This is a genomic window from Kitasatospora sp. NPDC030952, from assembly GCF_055571335.1.
On the sequence record NZ_JBVIFM010000019.1, the window covers coordinates 51,533 to 67,003 of the forward strand.

Annotated in this window: 15 protein-coding genes; 9 read left to right on the forward strand and 6 right to left on the reverse strand. The window is 73.2% G+C overall.

The window, feature by feature from the left end; all coding sequences use genetic code 11:
* The first annotated feature begins 38 nt into the window (after window positions 1-38).
* The 3 genes from ACZ47G_RS28425 (at window position 39) to ACZ47G_RS28435 (ending at window position 2,535) form a co-directional block, all read left to right on the forward strand.
* Window positions 39-443 (forward strand): DUF5304 family protein, encoded by a 405-nt coding sequence (locus ACZ47G_RS28425; protein ID WP_465747393.1) that lies wholly within the window; start codon window positions 39-41, stop codon window positions 441-443.
* A 192-nt stretch (window positions 444-635) separates the two neighbouring features.
* Window positions 636-1,577 (forward strand): ROK family glucokinase, encoded by a 942-nt coding sequence (locus tag ACZ47G_RS28430; RefSeq protein WP_465747395.1) that lies wholly within the window; start codon window positions 636-638, stop codon window positions 1,575-1,577.
* A gap of 202 nt (window positions 1,578-1,779) precedes the next feature.
* Window positions 1,780-2,535, forward strand: coding sequence for an endonuclease/exonuclease/phosphatase family protein (locus tag ACZ47G_RS28435; protein ID WP_465747397.1), 756 nt, complete (start codon window positions 1,780-1,782; stop codon window positions 2,533-2,535).
* 29 nt (window positions 2,536-2,564) lie between these two features.
* Here ACZ47G_RS28435 and ACZ47G_RS28440 read toward each other — a convergent pair whose 3' ends face one another.
* Together ACZ47G_RS28440 and ACZ47G_RS28445 are read right to left on the reverse strand one after the other, a co-directional pair.
* Entirely contained in the window at window positions 2,565-3,398 is an 834-nt protein-coding gene (locus tag ACZ47G_RS28440) for a hypothetical protein (RefSeq protein WP_465747399.1), read from the reverse strand.
* Window positions 3,399-3,408: 10 nt separating this feature from the next.
* Window positions 3,409-4,203, reverse strand: coding sequence for an alpha/beta hydrolase (locus ACZ47G_RS28445; protein WP_465747401.1), 795 nt, complete (start codon window positions 4,201-4,203; stop codon window positions 3,409-3,411).
* 175 nt (window positions 4,204-4,378) lie between these two features.
* Here ACZ47G_RS28445 and ACZ47G_RS28450 point away from each other — a divergent pair, with 175 nt between their 5' ends.
* Genes ACZ47G_RS28450 through ACZ47G_RS28460 form a run of 3 tightly spaced genes read left to right on the forward strand, consistent with a single transcriptional unit; the run spans window position 4,379 to window position 7,210 of the window.
* A complete protein-coding gene (locus ACZ47G_RS28450) occupies window positions 4,379-5,239 on the forward strand; it encodes a lysophospholipid acyltransferase family protein (RefSeq protein WP_465747403.1) in 861 nt (286 codons plus the stop codon).
* Window positions 5,240-5,273: 34 nt separating this feature from the next.
* Window positions 5,274-6,500 (forward strand): MacS family sensor histidine kinase, encoded by a 1,227-nt coding sequence (macS, locus tag ACZ47G_RS28455; RefSeq protein ID WP_465747405.1) that lies wholly within the window; start codon window positions 5,274-5,276, stop codon window positions 6,498-6,500.
* Window positions 6,500-7,210, forward strand: a complete 711-nt coding sequence (locus tag ACZ47G_RS28460) for a response regulator (protein WP_465747407.1) — start codon at window positions 6,500-6,502, stop codon at window positions 7,208-7,210. The genes macS and ACZ47G_RS28460 overlap by 1 nt, the downstream gene beginning before the upstream one ends.
* Window positions 7,211-7,250: 40 nt before the next feature.
* Here ACZ47G_RS28460 and ACZ47G_RS28465 read toward each other — a convergent pair whose 3' ends face one another.
* Window positions 7,251-9,191 (reverse strand): anthranilate synthase family protein, encoded by a 1,941-nt coding sequence (locus ACZ47G_RS28465; protein ID WP_465747409.1) that lies wholly within the window; start codon window positions 9,189-9,191, stop codon window positions 7,251-7,253.
* Window positions 9,192-9,493: 302 nt separating this feature from the next.
* Here ACZ47G_RS28465 and ACZ47G_RS28470 point away from each other — a divergent pair, with 302 nt between their 5' ends.
* Both ACZ47G_RS28470 and ACZ47G_RS28475 read left to right on the forward strand, forming a co-directional pair.
* The gene (locus ACZ47G_RS28470) at window positions 9,494-10,843 is read left to right on the forward strand and encodes a class II 3-deoxy-7-phosphoheptulonate synthase (protein WP_465747410.1); all 1,350 of its coding nucleotides are present in this window, start codon (window positions 9,494-9,496) and stop codon (window positions 10,841-10,843) included.
* Window positions 10,844-11,137: 294 nt separating this feature from the next.
* Window positions 11,138-11,437, forward strand: coding sequence for a (2Fe-2S)-binding protein (locus ACZ47G_RS28475; protein ID WP_465747413.1), 300 nt, complete (start codon window positions 11,138-11,140; stop codon window positions 11,435-11,437).
* Between the two features lie 16 nt (window positions 11,438-11,453).
* Here the strand turns inward: ACZ47G_RS28475 and bfr are convergent, their stop codons facing one another.
* A complete protein-coding gene (bfr, locus tag ACZ47G_RS28480; RefSeq protein ID WP_380458838.1) occupies window positions 11,454-11,933 on the reverse strand; it encodes a bacterioferritin in 480 nt (159 codons plus the stop codon).
* Between the two features lie 230 nt (window positions 11,934-12,163).
* Here bfr and ACZ47G_RS28485 point away from each other — a divergent pair, with 230 nt between their 5' ends.
* Window positions 12,164-12,793, forward strand: coding sequence for a molybdopterin-dependent oxidoreductase (locus ACZ47G_RS28485; protein ID WP_465747415.1), 630 nt, complete (start codon window positions 12,164-12,166; stop codon window positions 12,791-12,793).
* 13 nt (window positions 12,794-12,806) lie between these two features.
* On the opposite strand, the gene pknB is transcribed toward ACZ47G_RS28485, so the two are convergent.
* On the reverse strand, window positions 12,807-14,585 hold the full coding sequence (gene pknB / locus ACZ47G_RS28490; RefSeq protein ID WP_465747599.1) for a Stk1 family PASTA domain-containing Ser/Thr kinase: 1,779 nt from the start codon (window positions 14,583-14,585) through the stop codon (window positions 12,807-12,809).
* Window positions 14,586-14,673: 88 nt separating this feature from the next.
* Window positions 14,674-15,471, reverse strand: a complete 798-nt coding sequence (locus ACZ47G_RS28495) for a thiazole synthase (protein ID WP_465747417.1) — start codon at window positions 15,469-15,471, stop codon at window positions 14,674-14,676.

The following is a 15,471-nucleotide window of genomic DNA, read 5'->3' on the forward strand; positions in this document are numbered from 1 at the left end:
GGCCGCGCGGTGCGGCCACGGCTGAGGAGGCGCCCGCGATGACCAGCACCGACGACCGTACCGAGCCCGGCACCGAGCAGGCGGGCGGACCGTCCCACCCGTTCGGGCCGGAGCTGGGCCCGCTGGTGGACGAGGTGCGCCGGCTCGCCACCGCCGTCGGCGAGAAGGCGCAGGAGACCAGCGCCACCACCCTGATCACCCTCTCCGGGCTGGCCGACCGCCTGCGCACCCAGCAGCCGGAGGTCTACGCCCACCTCGCCGCGGCCGGCTCCGGGCTGGCCGCCGCCGGCGCCGAGCTGCTGGCCGCCTACCGTTCCGCGGTGGCCGGGCACGAGCGGCGCTGGACCTCGGGGGAGGGGGCGCCGGTGGAGAAGATCGACCTCGACGCACCCGGCCGGGCCGAGGGCTCCGGCGAGGCTGACGGGCCGTCCGCCAAGCAGTGAATCCGTAACCTCCGCAGCGTGATCGGGCTGCTCTCGTACGTCACGAAGATGGAGATTAGATACGACTTTTGAAGCATCGCGGCCCGGCTGTCCCAGAATTGTCTTCGGATAATGTATGCGAGGCTGTGTACGGGGGCTGGGTTGGGCGGTACCGTTCCGTCCAGCGGGAACGAGTGAATAGCTGAGGGACACATGGCTCTGACCATCGGCGTCGATGTCGGCGGAACCAAGATCGCGGCAGGCGTGGTCGACGAAGCGGGTGCGATCCTGGCTCGGACCCGGGTCCCCACCCCGGCCGACCCCCAGTGGGCGGTCGACGCCATCGCGCAGGCCGTGCGCGAGCTCAAGGAACAGCACCCCGGCGTCACCGCCGTCGGCGTCGGCGCCCCCGGCTTCGTCGACAGCAACCGCTCCACGGTGATCTTCGCGCCCAACATCGACTGGGAGAACGAGCCGCTGCGCGGCCGGATCGAGGAACTCACCGGCCTGACCACGGTCGTCGAGAACGACGCCAACTGCGCCGCCTGGGCCGAGTTCCGCTTCGGCGCGGCCGCCGACCACCAGGACATGGTGCTGATCACCGTCGGCACCGGCATCGGCGGCGGCATCGTGCTCGACGGGCGGCTGCACCGCGGCCGCTTCGGCGTCGCCGGCGAGATCGGCCACCTCAACATGGTCCCGGACGGCCTGCAGTGCGGCTGCGGCGGCAAGGGCTGCTGGGAGCAGTACGGCTCCGGGCGCGCGCTGCGCCGCTACGGCCGGGAGAAGGCCGCGGCTGACCCGGTGCGCGGCCGGCGGATGCTGGAGCTCAACGACGGCGTCGCCGAGACCATCCGCGGCATCCACATCACCGAGGCGGCCGAGGCGGGCGACCCGCTCGCCCTGGAGTGCTACGCCGAACTGGCCGACTGGCTGGGCCGCGGCATGGCCGACCTCGCCGCGCTGTTCGACCCGGGCGTGTTCGTCCTCGGCGGCGGCGTCTCCGACTCCGGCCGACTGCTGCTCGACCCGGTCGCCAAGGCCTTCGAGCACTACCTGACCGGCGGGGTGCACCGCCCCCGCGCGGAGGTCGTCCTCGCCTCCATGGGCTCCGCGGCCGGCATCGTCGGCGCGGCGGACCTCGCCCGCACCTGAAGGTGACACCCCCTGCGCCGGTCCTGCGGCCCACGGGGGAGCTGAAGACCCGCCGGCGGCGGTGTGACCGGGCCCCGACCAATCCCGGCCGCGCCGTCGCCGTCGCACGCGCGGTCGCCGTCGCACGCGCGCTGATCCGACGAGATCCGCCGGACAGGCCCTACCGTCCTCCCTGGTGACACCGCGAAGGGGAGGACCACGGATGACCGCCACGCCCATCGAACCGCCGCCCGGCGGCCCGCGCCGACTGCGCCTGCTCAGCTACAACATCCGCTCGCTGCGCGACGACCGGCGGGCGCTCACACGGGTGATCCGGGCCTGCGCGCCCGACCTCGTCTGCATCCAGGAGTCCCCGCGCTACTGGCGCCCCGAGGGCCAGGCCGCCTGGCTGGCCCGGTCCACCGGGACGGTCGTCCTGTCCGGGGGCGGCCGGACCGCCGCCGGACCGCTGCTGCTCGGCCGGCCCGGCGCGGTGGAGGTGCTGGGCGTGCACGACCGGCTGCTGCCCAAGACCCGCGGGCTGCACGCGCGCGGTTTCGCCACCGCCCTGCTGCGGCTGCCCGGCGCCGCGCCGTTCACCGTCACCAGCTGCCACCTCAGCCTGGACCCGGCGGAGCGGTACGGGCAGTTCGAGCTGCTGCTCGACCAGCTGACGATCGCCGAACAGGGCATCGTGGCAGGGGACTTCAACGAACACCCGGACGGGCCGGGCTGGCAGCTGCTGGCCTCGCGGATGTGGGACGGGTACCCGACCGCGCCCTGGGGCGGCGAGTTCACCTCCGTACCGGAGAACCCCTACCAGCGGATCGACGCCGTGTTCGCCACGCCCGGGATCACCGTCCTCGGCTGCGGGGTGCCGCACGGGCTGCCCGGCGTCACCGAGGCCGACCTGCGGGCCGCGACCGACCACCTGCCGGTGCTGGCGGTGCTGGAGCTGCCGGAGCTGCCGGAGGTCTAGGGGACCTGACAAGACCCGCCGGGCCGGACCTAGACGACGGCGCCGTGGTCCGGGTCCTCGGGCTCGTCCTCGTCGCGGTCCTTCATCCGGGCGACCAGGGTGACGAAGCCGCCGAGGAAGGCGGTGACCCCGACCCAGGCGGGCCAGCCGGAGATCTCCCGCCACACCACGGCGTCGATCAGCAGCAGGGCCGGGCCACCGAGCACCGCGAGCCAGGCGAACTTGGCGGTGGTGTCGGCGGGCGGCAGCGGCGGGGGCTCCGGCGGGACGTAGTGGCCCTCGTCGGGGTCCTCGGCCAGCTCGAAGTCACGCGGGCCGGGGCCCGCGGCCGGGAGCACGGGGCCGTTCGCGCGGGGGCGGGGCTGCGGGGCGAGGTCGGCGAGGTCGTCCGGACCGCTCCGGCCGGCCCCGGGGCCGCTGCCGTCCTTGAAGCCGCCCTTGAGCTCGTTCTGCGCCCGGAGGTTCTCGACGTCCGGCCAGTTGGGGTTGGTGAGGTCGACCGGGTCGTCGAACTGGGCGACCAGGGCGGCGAAGATCGCGTCCTGTTCGGCCTGGCTGCGCTCGGGGGTGCTGCGGCGTGGGCGGGGCTCCACGGGGGCCGGGGCGTCCGCCGCGGGGGCGGTCCCGGTGGCGGGCGCGGTCGGCGCGGCGCCGTCGGGCCCCGGGCCGGAGGCCGTCGGGCCGCTCTGGACGGTGCCGTCCCCGTGGACGGTGGCGTTGCCGGGGACGGTCGGCGTCCCCTCGGCGGCGTCCCCCCGGGCGGTGGCGTCCTGCGCCGCCCCGTCGGTCCGCGCCCCGTCGGTCCGCGCGCCGTCCTCACGGGGCTTGTCGTCCCCGCTGCCCGCAGTGCTGCTCTCGTGCACTTCCGGCCCTTCAGCCATGGTGATCGTCGGATTCGGCCCTGTCGGCACCCGCCGCGTGCGCGGGAGCCAGCCGTCGGATGAAGTCCAGGCTCGCCGCGAATATTTCCTCCGCGTCGTGGTCCAGCGTCGCGACGTGGAAGCTGCGTTGGCACAGCCGCTCCGTCACGTCGGTCGAGGATATCCGGGCCAGCACCAGTTCCGAGTTGGCCGGCGAGACCACGTGGTCCTGCGGGCTGTGGAACAGCAGCACCGGCTGGGTCACCTCGGGCAGCCGCCGCTGGACCTCCTGCCACAGCCGCCCCAGCGACCAGGCGGCGTGCAGCGGCGTCCGGTCGTAGCCGACCTCGTGGGCGCCCGGCTTCCGGATGTCGTTCGCGATCCCGGGGATGCTCGGGACGAGGTGCCGGAGCACCGGGAGCAGCACCCCCGCGGGGTTGTCCGAGCGCACCGACGGGTTGACCAGCACCAGCCCGGACACCGTCGGGCCCTGCAGCGCGGCCAGTCGCAGTGCCAGCGCGCCGCCCATCGACAGCGCGCAGACGAAGACCTGCTCGCACTCCTCGGCGAGGGTCAGCAGTTCGCGCTCGACCTCCGCGTACCAGTCCTCCCAGCGGGTGACCTGCATGTCCTGCCAACGGGTGCCGTGCCCCGGCAACAACGGGAGCGAGACGGTGAACCCGGCCGCCGCCAGCTCGTCGGCCCACGGCCGCAGCGACTGCGGCGACCCGGTGAAGCCGTGGCACAGCAGTACCCCGACCGGTCCGCCGTGGTGGCGGTACGGTTCGGCACCGGGCAGCAGCGACATGGCGGACTCCTTCGCGGGCGGGTGGCGCTGGGGGAGGGACGCTGGGAGGGGAGCTGCGGGAATCCGCATCGTCCCACGCCCCGCGCCGGGCCGTACACCCCCTACGGCGGGGCCGGGCACAGCCGACGGTCGCGGGGCATTAGGATCGACCGGTCCGCATAACAGGAGGCCCGGGTTGTTCTACCGACTGATGAAGATGATCGTCGCGCCACTGCTTCGGATCTTCTTCCGGCCGTGGATCGAGGGTGAGGAGAACATCCCCACCGAAGGTGCGGCGATCATCGCGAGCAACCACCTTTCCTTCTCGGACTCGTTCTTCTTCCCCGCGCTGATCAAGCGCCGGGTGACCTTCATCGCGAAGGCCGAGTACTTCAACACCCCCGGTCTCAAGGGCCGGTTGACCGCCGCCTTCTTCAAGGGCGTCGGCCAGCTGCCGGTGGACCGCTCGGGCGTGCGCGGCGCCGGCGAGGCCGCGATCCGCAGCGCCATCGCGGTGCTGGACCGCGGCGAGCTGTTCGGTGTCTACCCGGAGGGCACCCGCTCGCCCGACGGCAAGCTGTACCGCGGCAAGGTCGGCGGCCTGGCGCGGGTCGCGCTGGCCACCGGCGCCCCGGTCATCCCGGTGGCCATGATCGACACCGAGAAGGTGCAGCCGCCCGGCCAGGTGGTCCCGAACTTCGGCATCCGCCCCGGCATCCGGATCGGCCGCCCGCTGGACTTCTCCCGCTACCACGGCATGGAGAACGACCGCTTCATCCTCCGTTCGGTGACGGACGAGGTGATGTACGAGATCATGCGGCTCTCCGGCCAGGAGTACGTGGACATCTACGCGACCGCCGCCAAGCGGCAGATCGCCGACGAGAAGAAGAAGGCCGACGCCGAGCGCCGGGCCGCCGCCAAGGCGGAGAAGGCCGAGGCCGAGAAGGCGGCCGAGGCGGAGAAGGCGGCCGAGGCCGAGAAGGCCGACCAGGCCGCATCGCAGGACAAGCAGGACAAGCAGGACCAGCAGGAGCAGAAGGACACCGGGTCGGCCTGACCGACCCGGTCGGGTCCAGGGGAGGGGCCGAGGCATGGCGGAGGGCGCGAGAACGGCCGGCCCGGCGGTGGGCGGCGCGGTGGCGGCCGGCGGCATGTCCGTCGAGCTCCCGCTGTGGAAGGCCATCTCCTACTTCCGGATGCTGGCGCTCTGCTACGCCCTGCTCCGGTACTTCAACTCGTACCTGCACTTCCTGCACCCGGTCGCGGGCTGGATCTACTTCGGCGCGCTGATCCTCTGGACGCTCGCCAGCACCCGGGCCTTCTCCAACCCGCAGCGCTGCACCTGGTACGTCCTCGGCTTCGACCTGTCGCTGGCCGTGACCGGCATCGTGATGAGCGGGATGACCGACGCCCCGGCCCGGATCAGCCACGGCGCGCCGACCCTGCCGACCATCTGGGCCGCCGGCACGGTGCTCGGTTTCGCCGCCAAGGGCGGCTGGCGCCCGGCGGCGGCGTCCGGCGCGGTGATCGGGGTCGCCAACATCCTCGGCCACGGCGGCCCGACCGGCGACAACGTGCACAACATCGTGCTGCTGCTGGTGGCCGGCTGCGCGATCGGGTATGTGATCGAGCTGGCCCGCGCGAGCGAGGCCACCCTGACCCGGGCGCTGCAGGTCGAGGCCGCCACCCGGGAGCGCGAGCGGCTCTCCCGGGACATCCACGACGGCGTGCTCCAGGTGCTGGCGCTGGTCCAGCGCCGGGGCGCGGAGCTGGGCGGCGGCAGCGGGAACGGTACAGACTTCGCCGAGCTGGGCAGGCTGGCCGGTGAGCAGGAGCGGGCGCTGCGGGCGCTGATGACCGGCGGTCCGCTGCCGGCCCAGCGGCTGCCGGAGGCGGACCGCGCCGAGGATCCCGACCCCGCCGGGCCGCAGGACCTCACCACCCTGCTGCGCCCGTACGCCGGCGAGCGGATCACGCTCTCCGCCCCCGGTACCCCGGTGCCGCTGCCCGGTCCGGCGGCGCGCGAACTGGCCGCGGCGGTCGGTGCGGCCGTGGACAACGTCCGCCGACACGCCGGGGAGTCGGCCCGGGCCTGGATCCTGGTGGAGGACGAGCCGGAGGCCGTCACGGTCAGCATCCGCGACGACGGTCCGGGCTTCGCCCCGGGCCGGCTCGGCGAGGCGGAGCGGGCCGGGCGGCTGGGCGTCTCCCAGTCGATCCGCGGCCGGGTGCTGGACCTCGGCGGCACGGCCGAGCTGTACTCGGCGCCCGGGGAGGGCGTCGAGGTCGAACTGCGCGTTCCGAGGAAGGCCGCCTGATGACCGACCAGCCGATGACCGACCAGCCGATGACCGATCAGTCGGAGACCGACCGGCCGGTGCGGGTGATGGTGGTGGACGACCACCCGATGTGGCGGGACGCCGTCTCCCGCGACCTGGCCGAGGCGGGCCTGGACGTGGTGGCCACGGCGGGCGACGGCGAGGAGGCGGTGCGCCGCGCCCGGGCCTGCACCCCGCAGGTGGTCGTGCTGGACCTCAACCTGCCCGGCCTGTCCGGCGCCGAGGTGTGCCGCCAGGTGGTCGCGGCCGACCCGGCGGTGCGGGTGCTGGTGCTGTCGGCCAGCGGCGAGCACCAGGACGTGCTGGAGGCGGTGAAGTCCGGCGCGACCGGATACCTGGTGAAGTCGGCCGGGCGGGAGGAGCTGCTGGACGCGGTGCGCCGTACGGCCGTGGGTGACGCGGTGTTCACCCCGGGCCTGGCCGGGCTGGTGCTCGGCGAGTTCCGCCGGCTGGCCGCCGAGCCGGCCCCGGCGTCGGCGCCGGCCGTCCCGCAGCTGACCACTCGGGAGACCGAGGTGCTGCGGCTGGTGGCCAAGGGCCTGTCGTACCGACAGATCGCCGATCGGCTGGTGCTGTCGCACCGGACGGTGCAGAACCACGTGCAGAACACCCTGGGCAAGCTGCAGTTGCACAACCGGGTGGAGCTGGTCCGGTACGCGATCGAGCAGGGGCTGGACGAGGAGCTGTGAGCCGGTCCCGGGCGGCAGCGCCCGGGACCGGCTCGACCGCTCAGCCCCGGACGGCCGTCGCCTCCCGCAGCAGGGCCGCGACGATGTCCACGCCGTCCCGGGTGAGCACCGACTCGGGGTGGAACTGCAGGCCCGCGAAGCCGGGGCCGCGCAGTGCGTGGACGTCGCCGGTGGCGGCGTCCCGGGCGACCTCGACGCCCGCGGCGGCGAGCCGGGCCGCGTCGGCGTCCGAGCAGCGGGCGGTGAAGGTGTTGTAGAAGCCGACCGTGCGCTTGCGGCCGAACAGGTCGATGCTCTCCTGGGCGCCCTGGTACGGGACGGCCTTGCGGCCCAGGGCGAGCCCGAGTTCGGCGGCGAGCAGCTGATGGCTGAGGCAGACGGCGAGCAGCGGGGCCGTCCGGGCGCCGGAGCGGACGGCGGCCAGCGCGTCCGCGACGACCGGGCGCAGCACCGCCATCTTGGGGTCGTCGGCGAGCGCCGGGTCGCCGGGGCCGGGGCCGAGCACCAGCGGGCCGCGGTGGGCGGCGACCAGTCGGCGCAGGCCGGGCTCGTCGAAGCGGACCACGGTGACCTGGTGGCCGAGCGAGGTCAGCAGGTGGGAGAGCATCGAGGTGAAGGTGTCCTCGCCGTCCACGACCAGGGTCGGCTCGGGCTCGGTGACCGGGGACGGCGCCTGCATCCGCAGCCAGAACGGGGCGAGGTCGGCCCGGCGGGCGTCCAGCGCGGCCTGCACCCGGTGGTCGTCGGCGAGCCGGGGCCCGCCGGGGTGGGGCAGCCGGGCGGGCGCGGGCCGGGCGCCGATCGCGGTGAGCACCCCGGCGGCCTTGGCGTGGGTCTCGGCGACCTCGGACTCCGGGACGGAGTGGCGCACCAGGGTGGCGCCGACCCGGACGACCAGTCGCCCGGTGGCCGGGTCGATGTCGGCGGTGCGGATGCAGATCGGCGAGTCCAGCAGCTGCCCGCCGCTCGCGGAGCGCCCGATCAGGGCGAGCGCGCCGGAGTAGTAGCCGCGCCCGCCGGGCTCGTAGCGGCGGATCACCCGGGTGGCGTTCTGCACCGGGCTGCCGGTGACGGTGGCGGCGAACATCGTCTCGCGCAGCACCTCGCGGACGTCCATCGAGGTGCGTCCGCGCAGCTCGTACTCGGTGTGGGCGAGGTGGGACATCTCCTTGAGCCGGGGGCCGAGCACCTGGCCGCCGAGGTCGCCGACGGTGCACATCATCTTCAGCTCCTCGTCGACCACCATGGTCAGCTCCTCCAGCTCCTTGGGGTCGTGGAGGAACTGGAGCAGCGAGTCGAGGTCGGAGCCGCCGGCCGGGTAGCGGTAGGTGCCGGAGATCGGGTTCATCACGACGGTGCCGCCGCTCTGCCGGACGTGCACCTCGGGGGAGGCGCCGACCAGCACCCTCTCCCCGGTGTGCACCAGGAAGGTCCAGTACGCGCCGCGCTCCTGCTCCAGCAGTCGGCGGAACAGGGTGAGGGCGAGCGCGGGGGAGCAGTCCTCGAGCGTGGCGTGGAAGTCGCGCCGGATCACGAAGTTGGCGCCCTCGCCGTTGCCGATCTCGTCGTCGATCACCCGGCGGACGATCGCCGCGTACGCCTCGTCGTCCACGTCGAACGCACCGCCGGACAGGGTGACCGGCAACTGGGGCAGGGCGGCGGTGAGTTCGGCCAGCGGCAGCGCGTACTGCTCGGTCACCGCGAGGGCCTGCAGCGGGGTGCCGTCGTCGTGCGCCTCGAAGCCGCGCTCGCGGATCTGCCGGTACGGGACCAGCGCGAGCAGGTCGTGGACCGGCCCGGCGGCCGGGATGCCGGCCCGGACCGGGAGGTCGGCGAGGTGCTGGTAGCTGTCGACGGTGCCGAGCAGCACCTCGACGGTGTCCGGGGCGTGCCGGGGGGTGCGGCGGTGCAGCAGGGCGAAGGCGGGGGCGCCGGGGGCGGTGAGGCGGGCGAGCAGCTCACTGGAGGCGGGGGTGGTCACGAGTACGGCTTCCTTCCGGGGTGGATGGCGAGGCGGTGCTGGTTCCGCTCCCGGAGGGCCGTCTGCTCGGACGCACGACGGCCGCCCCGAGGGGCGGCCGTCGTGTTCGTCTAGGAACGCGCGATCTGTGGGCCACCCAGGGGGGAGGCCCACCACCAGGAGTGGGTGTGGGGCGCGTGCATGGGGTCGAGCCTATCGGATGGGGCCGTGCGGGTGAGGCCGCTCACGTGCGATGTCCGAGACGTGTCTCATCCCTCGGGCAATGGTCACGAATCGCTCGCGCCACCCCGTAGCCTTGCCGTGTGACCGCAACGACTGAGACCACGAGGACTGGCCACTCCTGGCAGTCCCTGCCCGCGGCGCAGCAGCCTGAATGGCCGGACCAAGAGGCTCTGCGCAAGACCCTTGCCGAGCTCGCCTCGTATCCGCCGCTCGTCTTCGCCGGTGAGTGCGACCAGCTGCGCGCCCGGCTCGGCGCCGTGGCGCGGGGGGAGGCGTTCCTCCTCCAGGGCGGCGACTGCGCCGAGGCCTTCGACGGCGTGTCCGCGGAGCACATCCGCAACAAGCTGAAGACCCTGCTGCAGATGGCCGCCGTGCTCACGTACGCGGCCTCGGTGCCGGTCGTGAAGGTCGGCCGCATCGCCGGCCAGTACTCCAAGCCGCGCTCGAAGTCGACCGAGACCCGGGACGGCGTGACCCTGCCGGTCTACCGCGGCGACTCGGTGAACGGCTTCGAGTTCACCCCCGAGTCCCGGATCCCGGACCCGGAGCGCCTGAAGCGGATGTACAACGCGTCCGCCGCGACGCTGAACCTGGTGCGCGCCTTCACCACCGGTGGTTACGCCGACCTGCGCCAGGTGCACGCCTGGAACCAGGACTTCGTGCGCAACTCGCCGGCCGGTCAGCGCTACGAGCAGCTCGCCCGGGAGATCGACAACGCCCTGGCCTTCATGAACGCCTGCGGGGTGGCCCCGGAGGAGTTCAAGACCGTCGAGTTCTTCTCCTCGCACGAGGCGCTGGTCCTCGACTACGAGACCGCGCTGACCCGCGTGGACTCGCGCACCGGCGAGCTGTACGACGTCTCCGGCCACATGGTGTGGATCGGTGAGCGCACCCGCCAGCTGGACCACGCGCACATCGAGTTCGCCTCCAGGATCCGCAACCCGATCGGGGTCAAGCTCGGCCCGACCACCTCGGTGGACGAGGCGCTCACCCTGATCGAGAAGCTGGACCCGGAGCGCGAGCCCGGCCGGCTGACCTTCATCACCCGGATGGGCGCGGGCAAGGTCCGCGACCACCTGCCCACCCTGGTGGAGAAGGTCACCGCCTCCGGCGCCAAGCCGGTGTGGATCTGCGACCCGATGCACGGCAACACCTTCGAGGCCTCCAGCGGCCACAAGACCCGCCGCTTCGACGACGTCCTGGACGAGGTCAAGGGCTTCTTCGAGGTGCACCGGGCGCTCGGCACCCACCCGGGCGGCATCCACGTGGAGCTGACCGGCGACGACGTCACCGAGTGCGTCGGCGGCGGCGACGAGGTGCTAGTCGACGACCTGCACCAGCGCTACGAGACGGCCTGCGACCCGCGGCTCAACCGCAGCCAGTCGCTGGACCTGGCGTTCCTGGTGGCGGAGATGTACCGCGGCCAGTGATCCGCCGGCCCTGACCACCGCCCCGAGCCGAAGGGCCGCGCCGGTGCCGAAAGCGACGAGCGACCAGCGACGAAGGAGCGCCGGAGCGAGGAACGTCGGCACAGGGTCGGAGCGGCCCGGAGGCGAGTGGGCGAGTGACTGTGACGAAGGCCCCTCCGGATTCGGGACTCCCGAAGCCGGAGGGGCTTTTTCGTGCCCGGATCGCCGGGTAAGGTGAGGCTTAGTGAACTAAGGCAAGCCTTAGTCAAGATCCACTCCGCGCTTCACCTGCGCTTCACCCCGGGAGAGACCGCGATGTACGTGTGCATGTGCCATGCGGTCACCGAGGACCAGGTGAAGAAGGCGATCGACGGGGGCGCCAACAGTCCGCGGCAGATAGCCAAGGGCTGCAAGGCCGGTACGGACTGCGGCTCCTGCGTCCGCCGGATCCAGGCGCTGCTCGGCGAGCACGGCGCCCGGCCCTGCCCGACCGCCCGGCTGGCCGCCAAGCTCGGACTCGCCGACCCGGAGGTCCAGGACGAGCTCGGGCCGGCCGCGCCGAAGCCGGCGCCGGTGGCGCCGATCGCCCCGGTGGTCCCGCTGCGGGTGGCCTGAGCCTGGGCGCCGGGCCTCAGGACTCCGGCTGCTCGATCAGCTGGGCGAGGTAGAGGGCCTCGCCGAGCTTCTCCAGGAGTTCCAGCTGGGTGTCGAGGTAGTCGATGTGGTGCTCCTCGTCGGCCAGGATGGACTCGAAGATGTTCGCCGAGGTGACGTCGTTCTTGGCCCGCATCACCACGATCCCGCGCTTGAGCCGGTCGATCGCCTCGACCTCGACCTGCCGGTCGGCCTCGAACATCTCCTTGACCGTCTGGCCGATCCGGACGTGGAACAGCCGCTGGTAGTTGGGCAGCCCGTCCAGGAACAGGATCCGGTCGGTGAGCGTCTCGGCGTGCTTCATCTCGTCGAACGACTCGTGCCGGGTGTACTTGGCGAGCTTCGTCCAGCCGAAGTTCTCCTGCATCTTGGCGTGCAGGAAGTACTGGTTGATCGCGGTGAGTTCGGCCGTGAGTTGCTCATTGAGGAACTCGATGACCTCCGGGTCGCCCTGCATGGTGCTGCCTCCCTGCGTCACGTCCTGCGGTGAGTACTGCGCTGGGCATCCTGGCACCGTATTGGGAGGAAATTCCAGTAAGTTCACACTCACTAGGACATGTGTCGGAATATCCGATTTGGGCGATAGCCGGGGGTATGCGATCGACCATTGGCCCGTACGGGCGGGGCGTGAACGGGAGCCCAAGGGGCGCGCGCCGGGGCCCGTCCGCCGTCTGTCACCATGGAGCCATGGGTCAGTCCGAACGAGAACCGCTTCCGCCGTCTGACCCGAGCCTCCCCCCGGGTCAGCGCGCGCAGCGCGGCTGGCCCGCCCTGCACTACGGGCCGGTGCCCCGCTTCAAGCCGCTGAGCTGGGACCTCCAGGTGTTCGGAGCCACCGCCTCGGCCGAGAAGCACAGCTGGGACCTCGCGGCCTTCGACGCCCTGCCGCGCACCACCGTGGTCGCCGACCTGCACTGCGTCACCAAGTTCTCCCTCCTCGGCAACGAGTGGACGGGCGTGCCCGCGGCCCTCCTGCTCGACCTGGTGCCTCCGGCGCCCGGCGTCACCCACGTCATGGTCTGGGCCGAGTACGGCTACAGCGCCAACCTGCGGCTGGCCGACTTCGCCGACCCCCGCACCCTGCTCGCCACCCACCGCAACGGCGAGGCGCTGACCGCCGAACACGGCTTCCCGGTGCGGCTGGTGGTGCCCCGGCTGTACGCCTGGAAGGGCCCCAAGTGGGTGCGCGCGGTGGAGTACATGCGGGCCGACCGGCGCGGCTTCTGGGAGGAGCGCGGCTACCACAACCTGGCCGACCCGTGGCGCGAGCAGCGCTACTCCTACCAGGAGGAACCGGGCGACGGGCCGCTCCGCTGAGCCCCGGATCCGCCTAGAACAGCGAGAAGTTGACCGTCACCACGGACTTCTGCGGGCGCCGCTCGCCGGCCGCCGGGGACTGGCTGCTCACCTTGCCCATGCCGAGCGTCCAGTCGGTGGAGGCCTTCATGGTGAAGCCCGCCGCCTGCAGCGCCCGCTGGGCGTCGTCCCGGCCCATCCCGCTGACGTCCGGGACCGGCACCATGCCCTTGCTGACCACCAGCGAGACCGCGGCGTTCTCCTGCAGCATCTGCCCGGCGGCCGGCGAGCTGCTGATCACCGAGCCCTCCGGCACCGAGTCGTTGTAGGTCTGGGTCACGCCGCCCCTGGTCAGCTGGGCGCCGGCCAGCGCGGCGGCCGCGTCGTCCGCGCTCTTGCCGGTGAGGTCCGGCACCGCGATCCGCTTGGGGCCCTTGGAGAGGGTGACCGTCACCGCGTCGCTCTTGCGGGTGCGCGCCCCCACCCCGGGGTCGGTGGAGATCACCTGCCCGGCCGGGACGGACTCGCTGAACACCTCGACGAACCGGCCGTGCATGCCCTCCCGGTCCAGCACCCGCTGCGCCTCGGACCGGTCCTTGCCGAGCACGCCCGGCACCGAGCCGTACAGCCCCTCGGAGATCCCGTACGTGACACCGCCCACCGCCAGCACCAGGGCGGTCAGCGCGGCCGTCCAGATCAGCGGCTTGCGCGGGAGGCGGCGCAGCCGGCTCGGCCGGCGGGGCCGGACCGGGGTCGGCTCGTCGTACGGGCGGGGCTCGACCAGTAGCTGCTCCATCAGCTCCGCCGGGACCTCCAGCACGCTGGTGGGCTCCGGCGCCGGGGCGTCGGCGGGCCGGGGGAGCGGCTGGATCACCGAGGTCGGTTCGCTGGTGGGGTAGCGCGGGCTGGTCCGGGTGGAGGCCGGCGGCTCGGCGTCCAGCTCGGCCGGGGTGAGCGTGCGGCGGACCCGCTGGAGGGCGGCGAGCAGCTCCACCGCGTCGTACGGCCGGGCGTCGGCGGCCCGGGCGCAGGCGCCGGCCACTATGGCGTCCAGTGCCGGGGGGACGGTCGGGGCGGTCAGCGAGGGGGCGGGGACGTCCTCGTGCAGGTGCTTGTACATGACCTGGACGGGGTTGTCGCCGGTGTGCGGGCGGCGGCCGGTGAGCATCTCGTAGAGCAGGATGCCGGCCGCGTAGACGTCGACCCGCTGGTCGGTGGGGGCGTCCGGGAGGATCTGCTCGGGGGCCAGGTAGGAGACCGTGCCCATGACGGTGCCCCCGGTGGCGGTGCTGGTCGAGGTGGGCGCGCCGTCGGCGGTGCCGAGCACCCGGACCAGGCCGAAGTCGGCGACCTTGACCAGGCCGCTCTCGGTGATCAGCACGTTCTCCGGCTTGACGTCCCGGTGGACCAGCCCGGCCCGGTGGGCGGCGCCGAGGGCGGCGAGCACCGGCTCCAGCACGTCCAGCGCGGCCCGTACGGACAGTGCGCCGCGGTCGCGCAGCAGGTCGCGCAGGGTGCGGCCGGGGACGTACTCCATGGCGAGGAAAACGTTTCCGCCGTCCGCGCCCTGGTCGAAGACGTTGACCACGTTGGGGTGGGTGAGCTTGGCGATCGCCTTGGCCTCGCGGATGAAGCGGGCGGTGAAGCCCTCGTCCCCGGCCAGTTGGGGGTGCATCACCTTGAGGGCGACCACCCGGTCCAGCCGGGTGTCGGTGCCCTTGTAGACGGTGGACATCCCGCCGGTGGCGATGCGCTGCTCGACCCGGTACCGGTTGTCGAGCAGGGCGCCGATCAGGGGGTCGTGCAATGCCATGTCCACCCGGGGGAGTCTAGTGGGGCGGGCGGAGACCGGTCCCGGCGGACACCGCCACCGGGACCGGCTTGTGACATGCGCGACGGGTTCAGAAGGCCGGCCGCTCCCGGGAGTCCAGGTCGGCCCGGCCGGCCATCGCGGAGGAGGCCTCGGCGTGGAAGCGGCGCGGGATGCGGCCGGCCCGGTGGGCGAGCCGGCCCGCCTCGGCGGCGTGCCGCATCGCCTCGGCCATCAGCACCGGGTCCTGAGCCCGGGTCACCGCGGAGGCGAGCATCACCGCCGAGCAGCCCAGCTCCATCGCCAGTGCCACGTCGGAGGCCGTCCCGGCGCCGGCGTCCAGGACCACCGGGACGCCGGCGCCCTCCACGATCAGCTGGAAGTTGTGCGGGTTGCGGATGCCCAGGCCGGAGCCGATCGGCGAGCCCAGCGGCATGATCGCCGCACAGCCGACGTCCTCCAGCTTGCGGGCCAGCACCGGGTCGTCATTGGTGTACGGGAGCACCGTGAAGCCGTCGTCGACGAGCGTCTCGGCGGCGTCCAGCAGCTCGATCGGATCGGGCAGCAGGGTGCGCTCGTCGGCGATCACCTCCAGCTTCACCCAGTCGGTGCCGAGCGCCTCGCGGGCCAGCCGGGCGGTCAGCACGGCCTCGCCGGCGGTGAAGCAGCCGGCCGTGTTGGGCAGCACCCGGATGCCGTTGCGGGTCAGCACGTCCAGGACGGAGCCCTGGGTGGTGGCGTCCACCCGGCGCATGGCCACGGTGGTCAGCTCGGTGCCGGAGGCGAGCAGGGCGCGCTCCAGGACCTCCAGGCTCGGCGCGCCGCCGGTGCCCATGATCAGCCGGGAGGAGAAGGTCGCCCCGGCGATGGTGAGAAGGTCGTCGGCCAT

What these genes read in the sequence shown, in the direction of transcription:
- ACZ47G_RS28425 (WP_465747393.1), top strand. Translation starts at nt 39, where the DNA reads ATGACCAGCACCGACGACCGTACCGAGCCCGGCACCGAGCAGGCGGGC.
- ACZ47G_RS28430 (WP_465747395.1), top strand. Translation starts at nt 636, where the DNA reads ATGGCTCTGACCATCGGCGTCGATGTCGGCGGAACCAAGATCGCGGCA.
- ACZ47G_RS28435 (WP_465747397.1), top strand. Translation starts at nt 1,780, where the DNA reads ATGACCGCCACGCCCATCGAACCGCCGCCCGGCGGCCCGCGCCGACTG.
- ACZ47G_RS28445 (WP_465747401.1), bottom strand. Translation starts at nt 4,203, where the DNA reads ATGTCGCTGCTGCCCGGTGCCGAACCGTACCGCCACCACGGCGGACCG.
- macS (WP_465747405.1), top strand. Translation starts at nt 5,274, where the DNA reads ATGGCGGAGGGCGCGAGAACGGCCGGCCCGGCGGTGGGCGGCGCGGTG.
- ACZ47G_RS28460 (WP_465747407.1), top strand. Translation starts at nt 6,500, where the DNA reads ATGACCGACCAGCCGATGACCGACCAGCCGATGACCGATCAGTCGGAG.
- ACZ47G_RS28475 (WP_465747413.1), top strand. Translation starts at nt 11,138, where the DNA reads ATGTACGTGTGCATGTGCCATGCGGTCACCGAGGACCAGGTGAAGAAG.
- bfr (WP_380458838.1), bottom strand. Translation starts at nt 11,933, where the DNA reads ATGCAGGGCGACCCGGAGGTCATCGAGTTCCTCAATGAGCAACTCACG.
- ACZ47G_RS28485 (WP_465747415.1), top strand. Translation starts at nt 12,164, where the DNA reads ATGGGTCAGTCCGAACGAGAACCGCTTCCGCCGTCTGACCCGAGCCTC.
- pknB (WP_465747599.1), bottom strand. Translation starts at nt 14,585, where the DNA reads ATGGCATTGCACGACCCCCTGATCGGCGCCCTGCTCGACAACCGGTAC.
- ACZ47G_RS28495 (WP_465747417.1), bottom strand. Translation starts at nt 15,471, where the DNA reads ATGGCCGACGACCTTCTCACCATCGCCGGGGCGACCTTCTCCTCCCGG.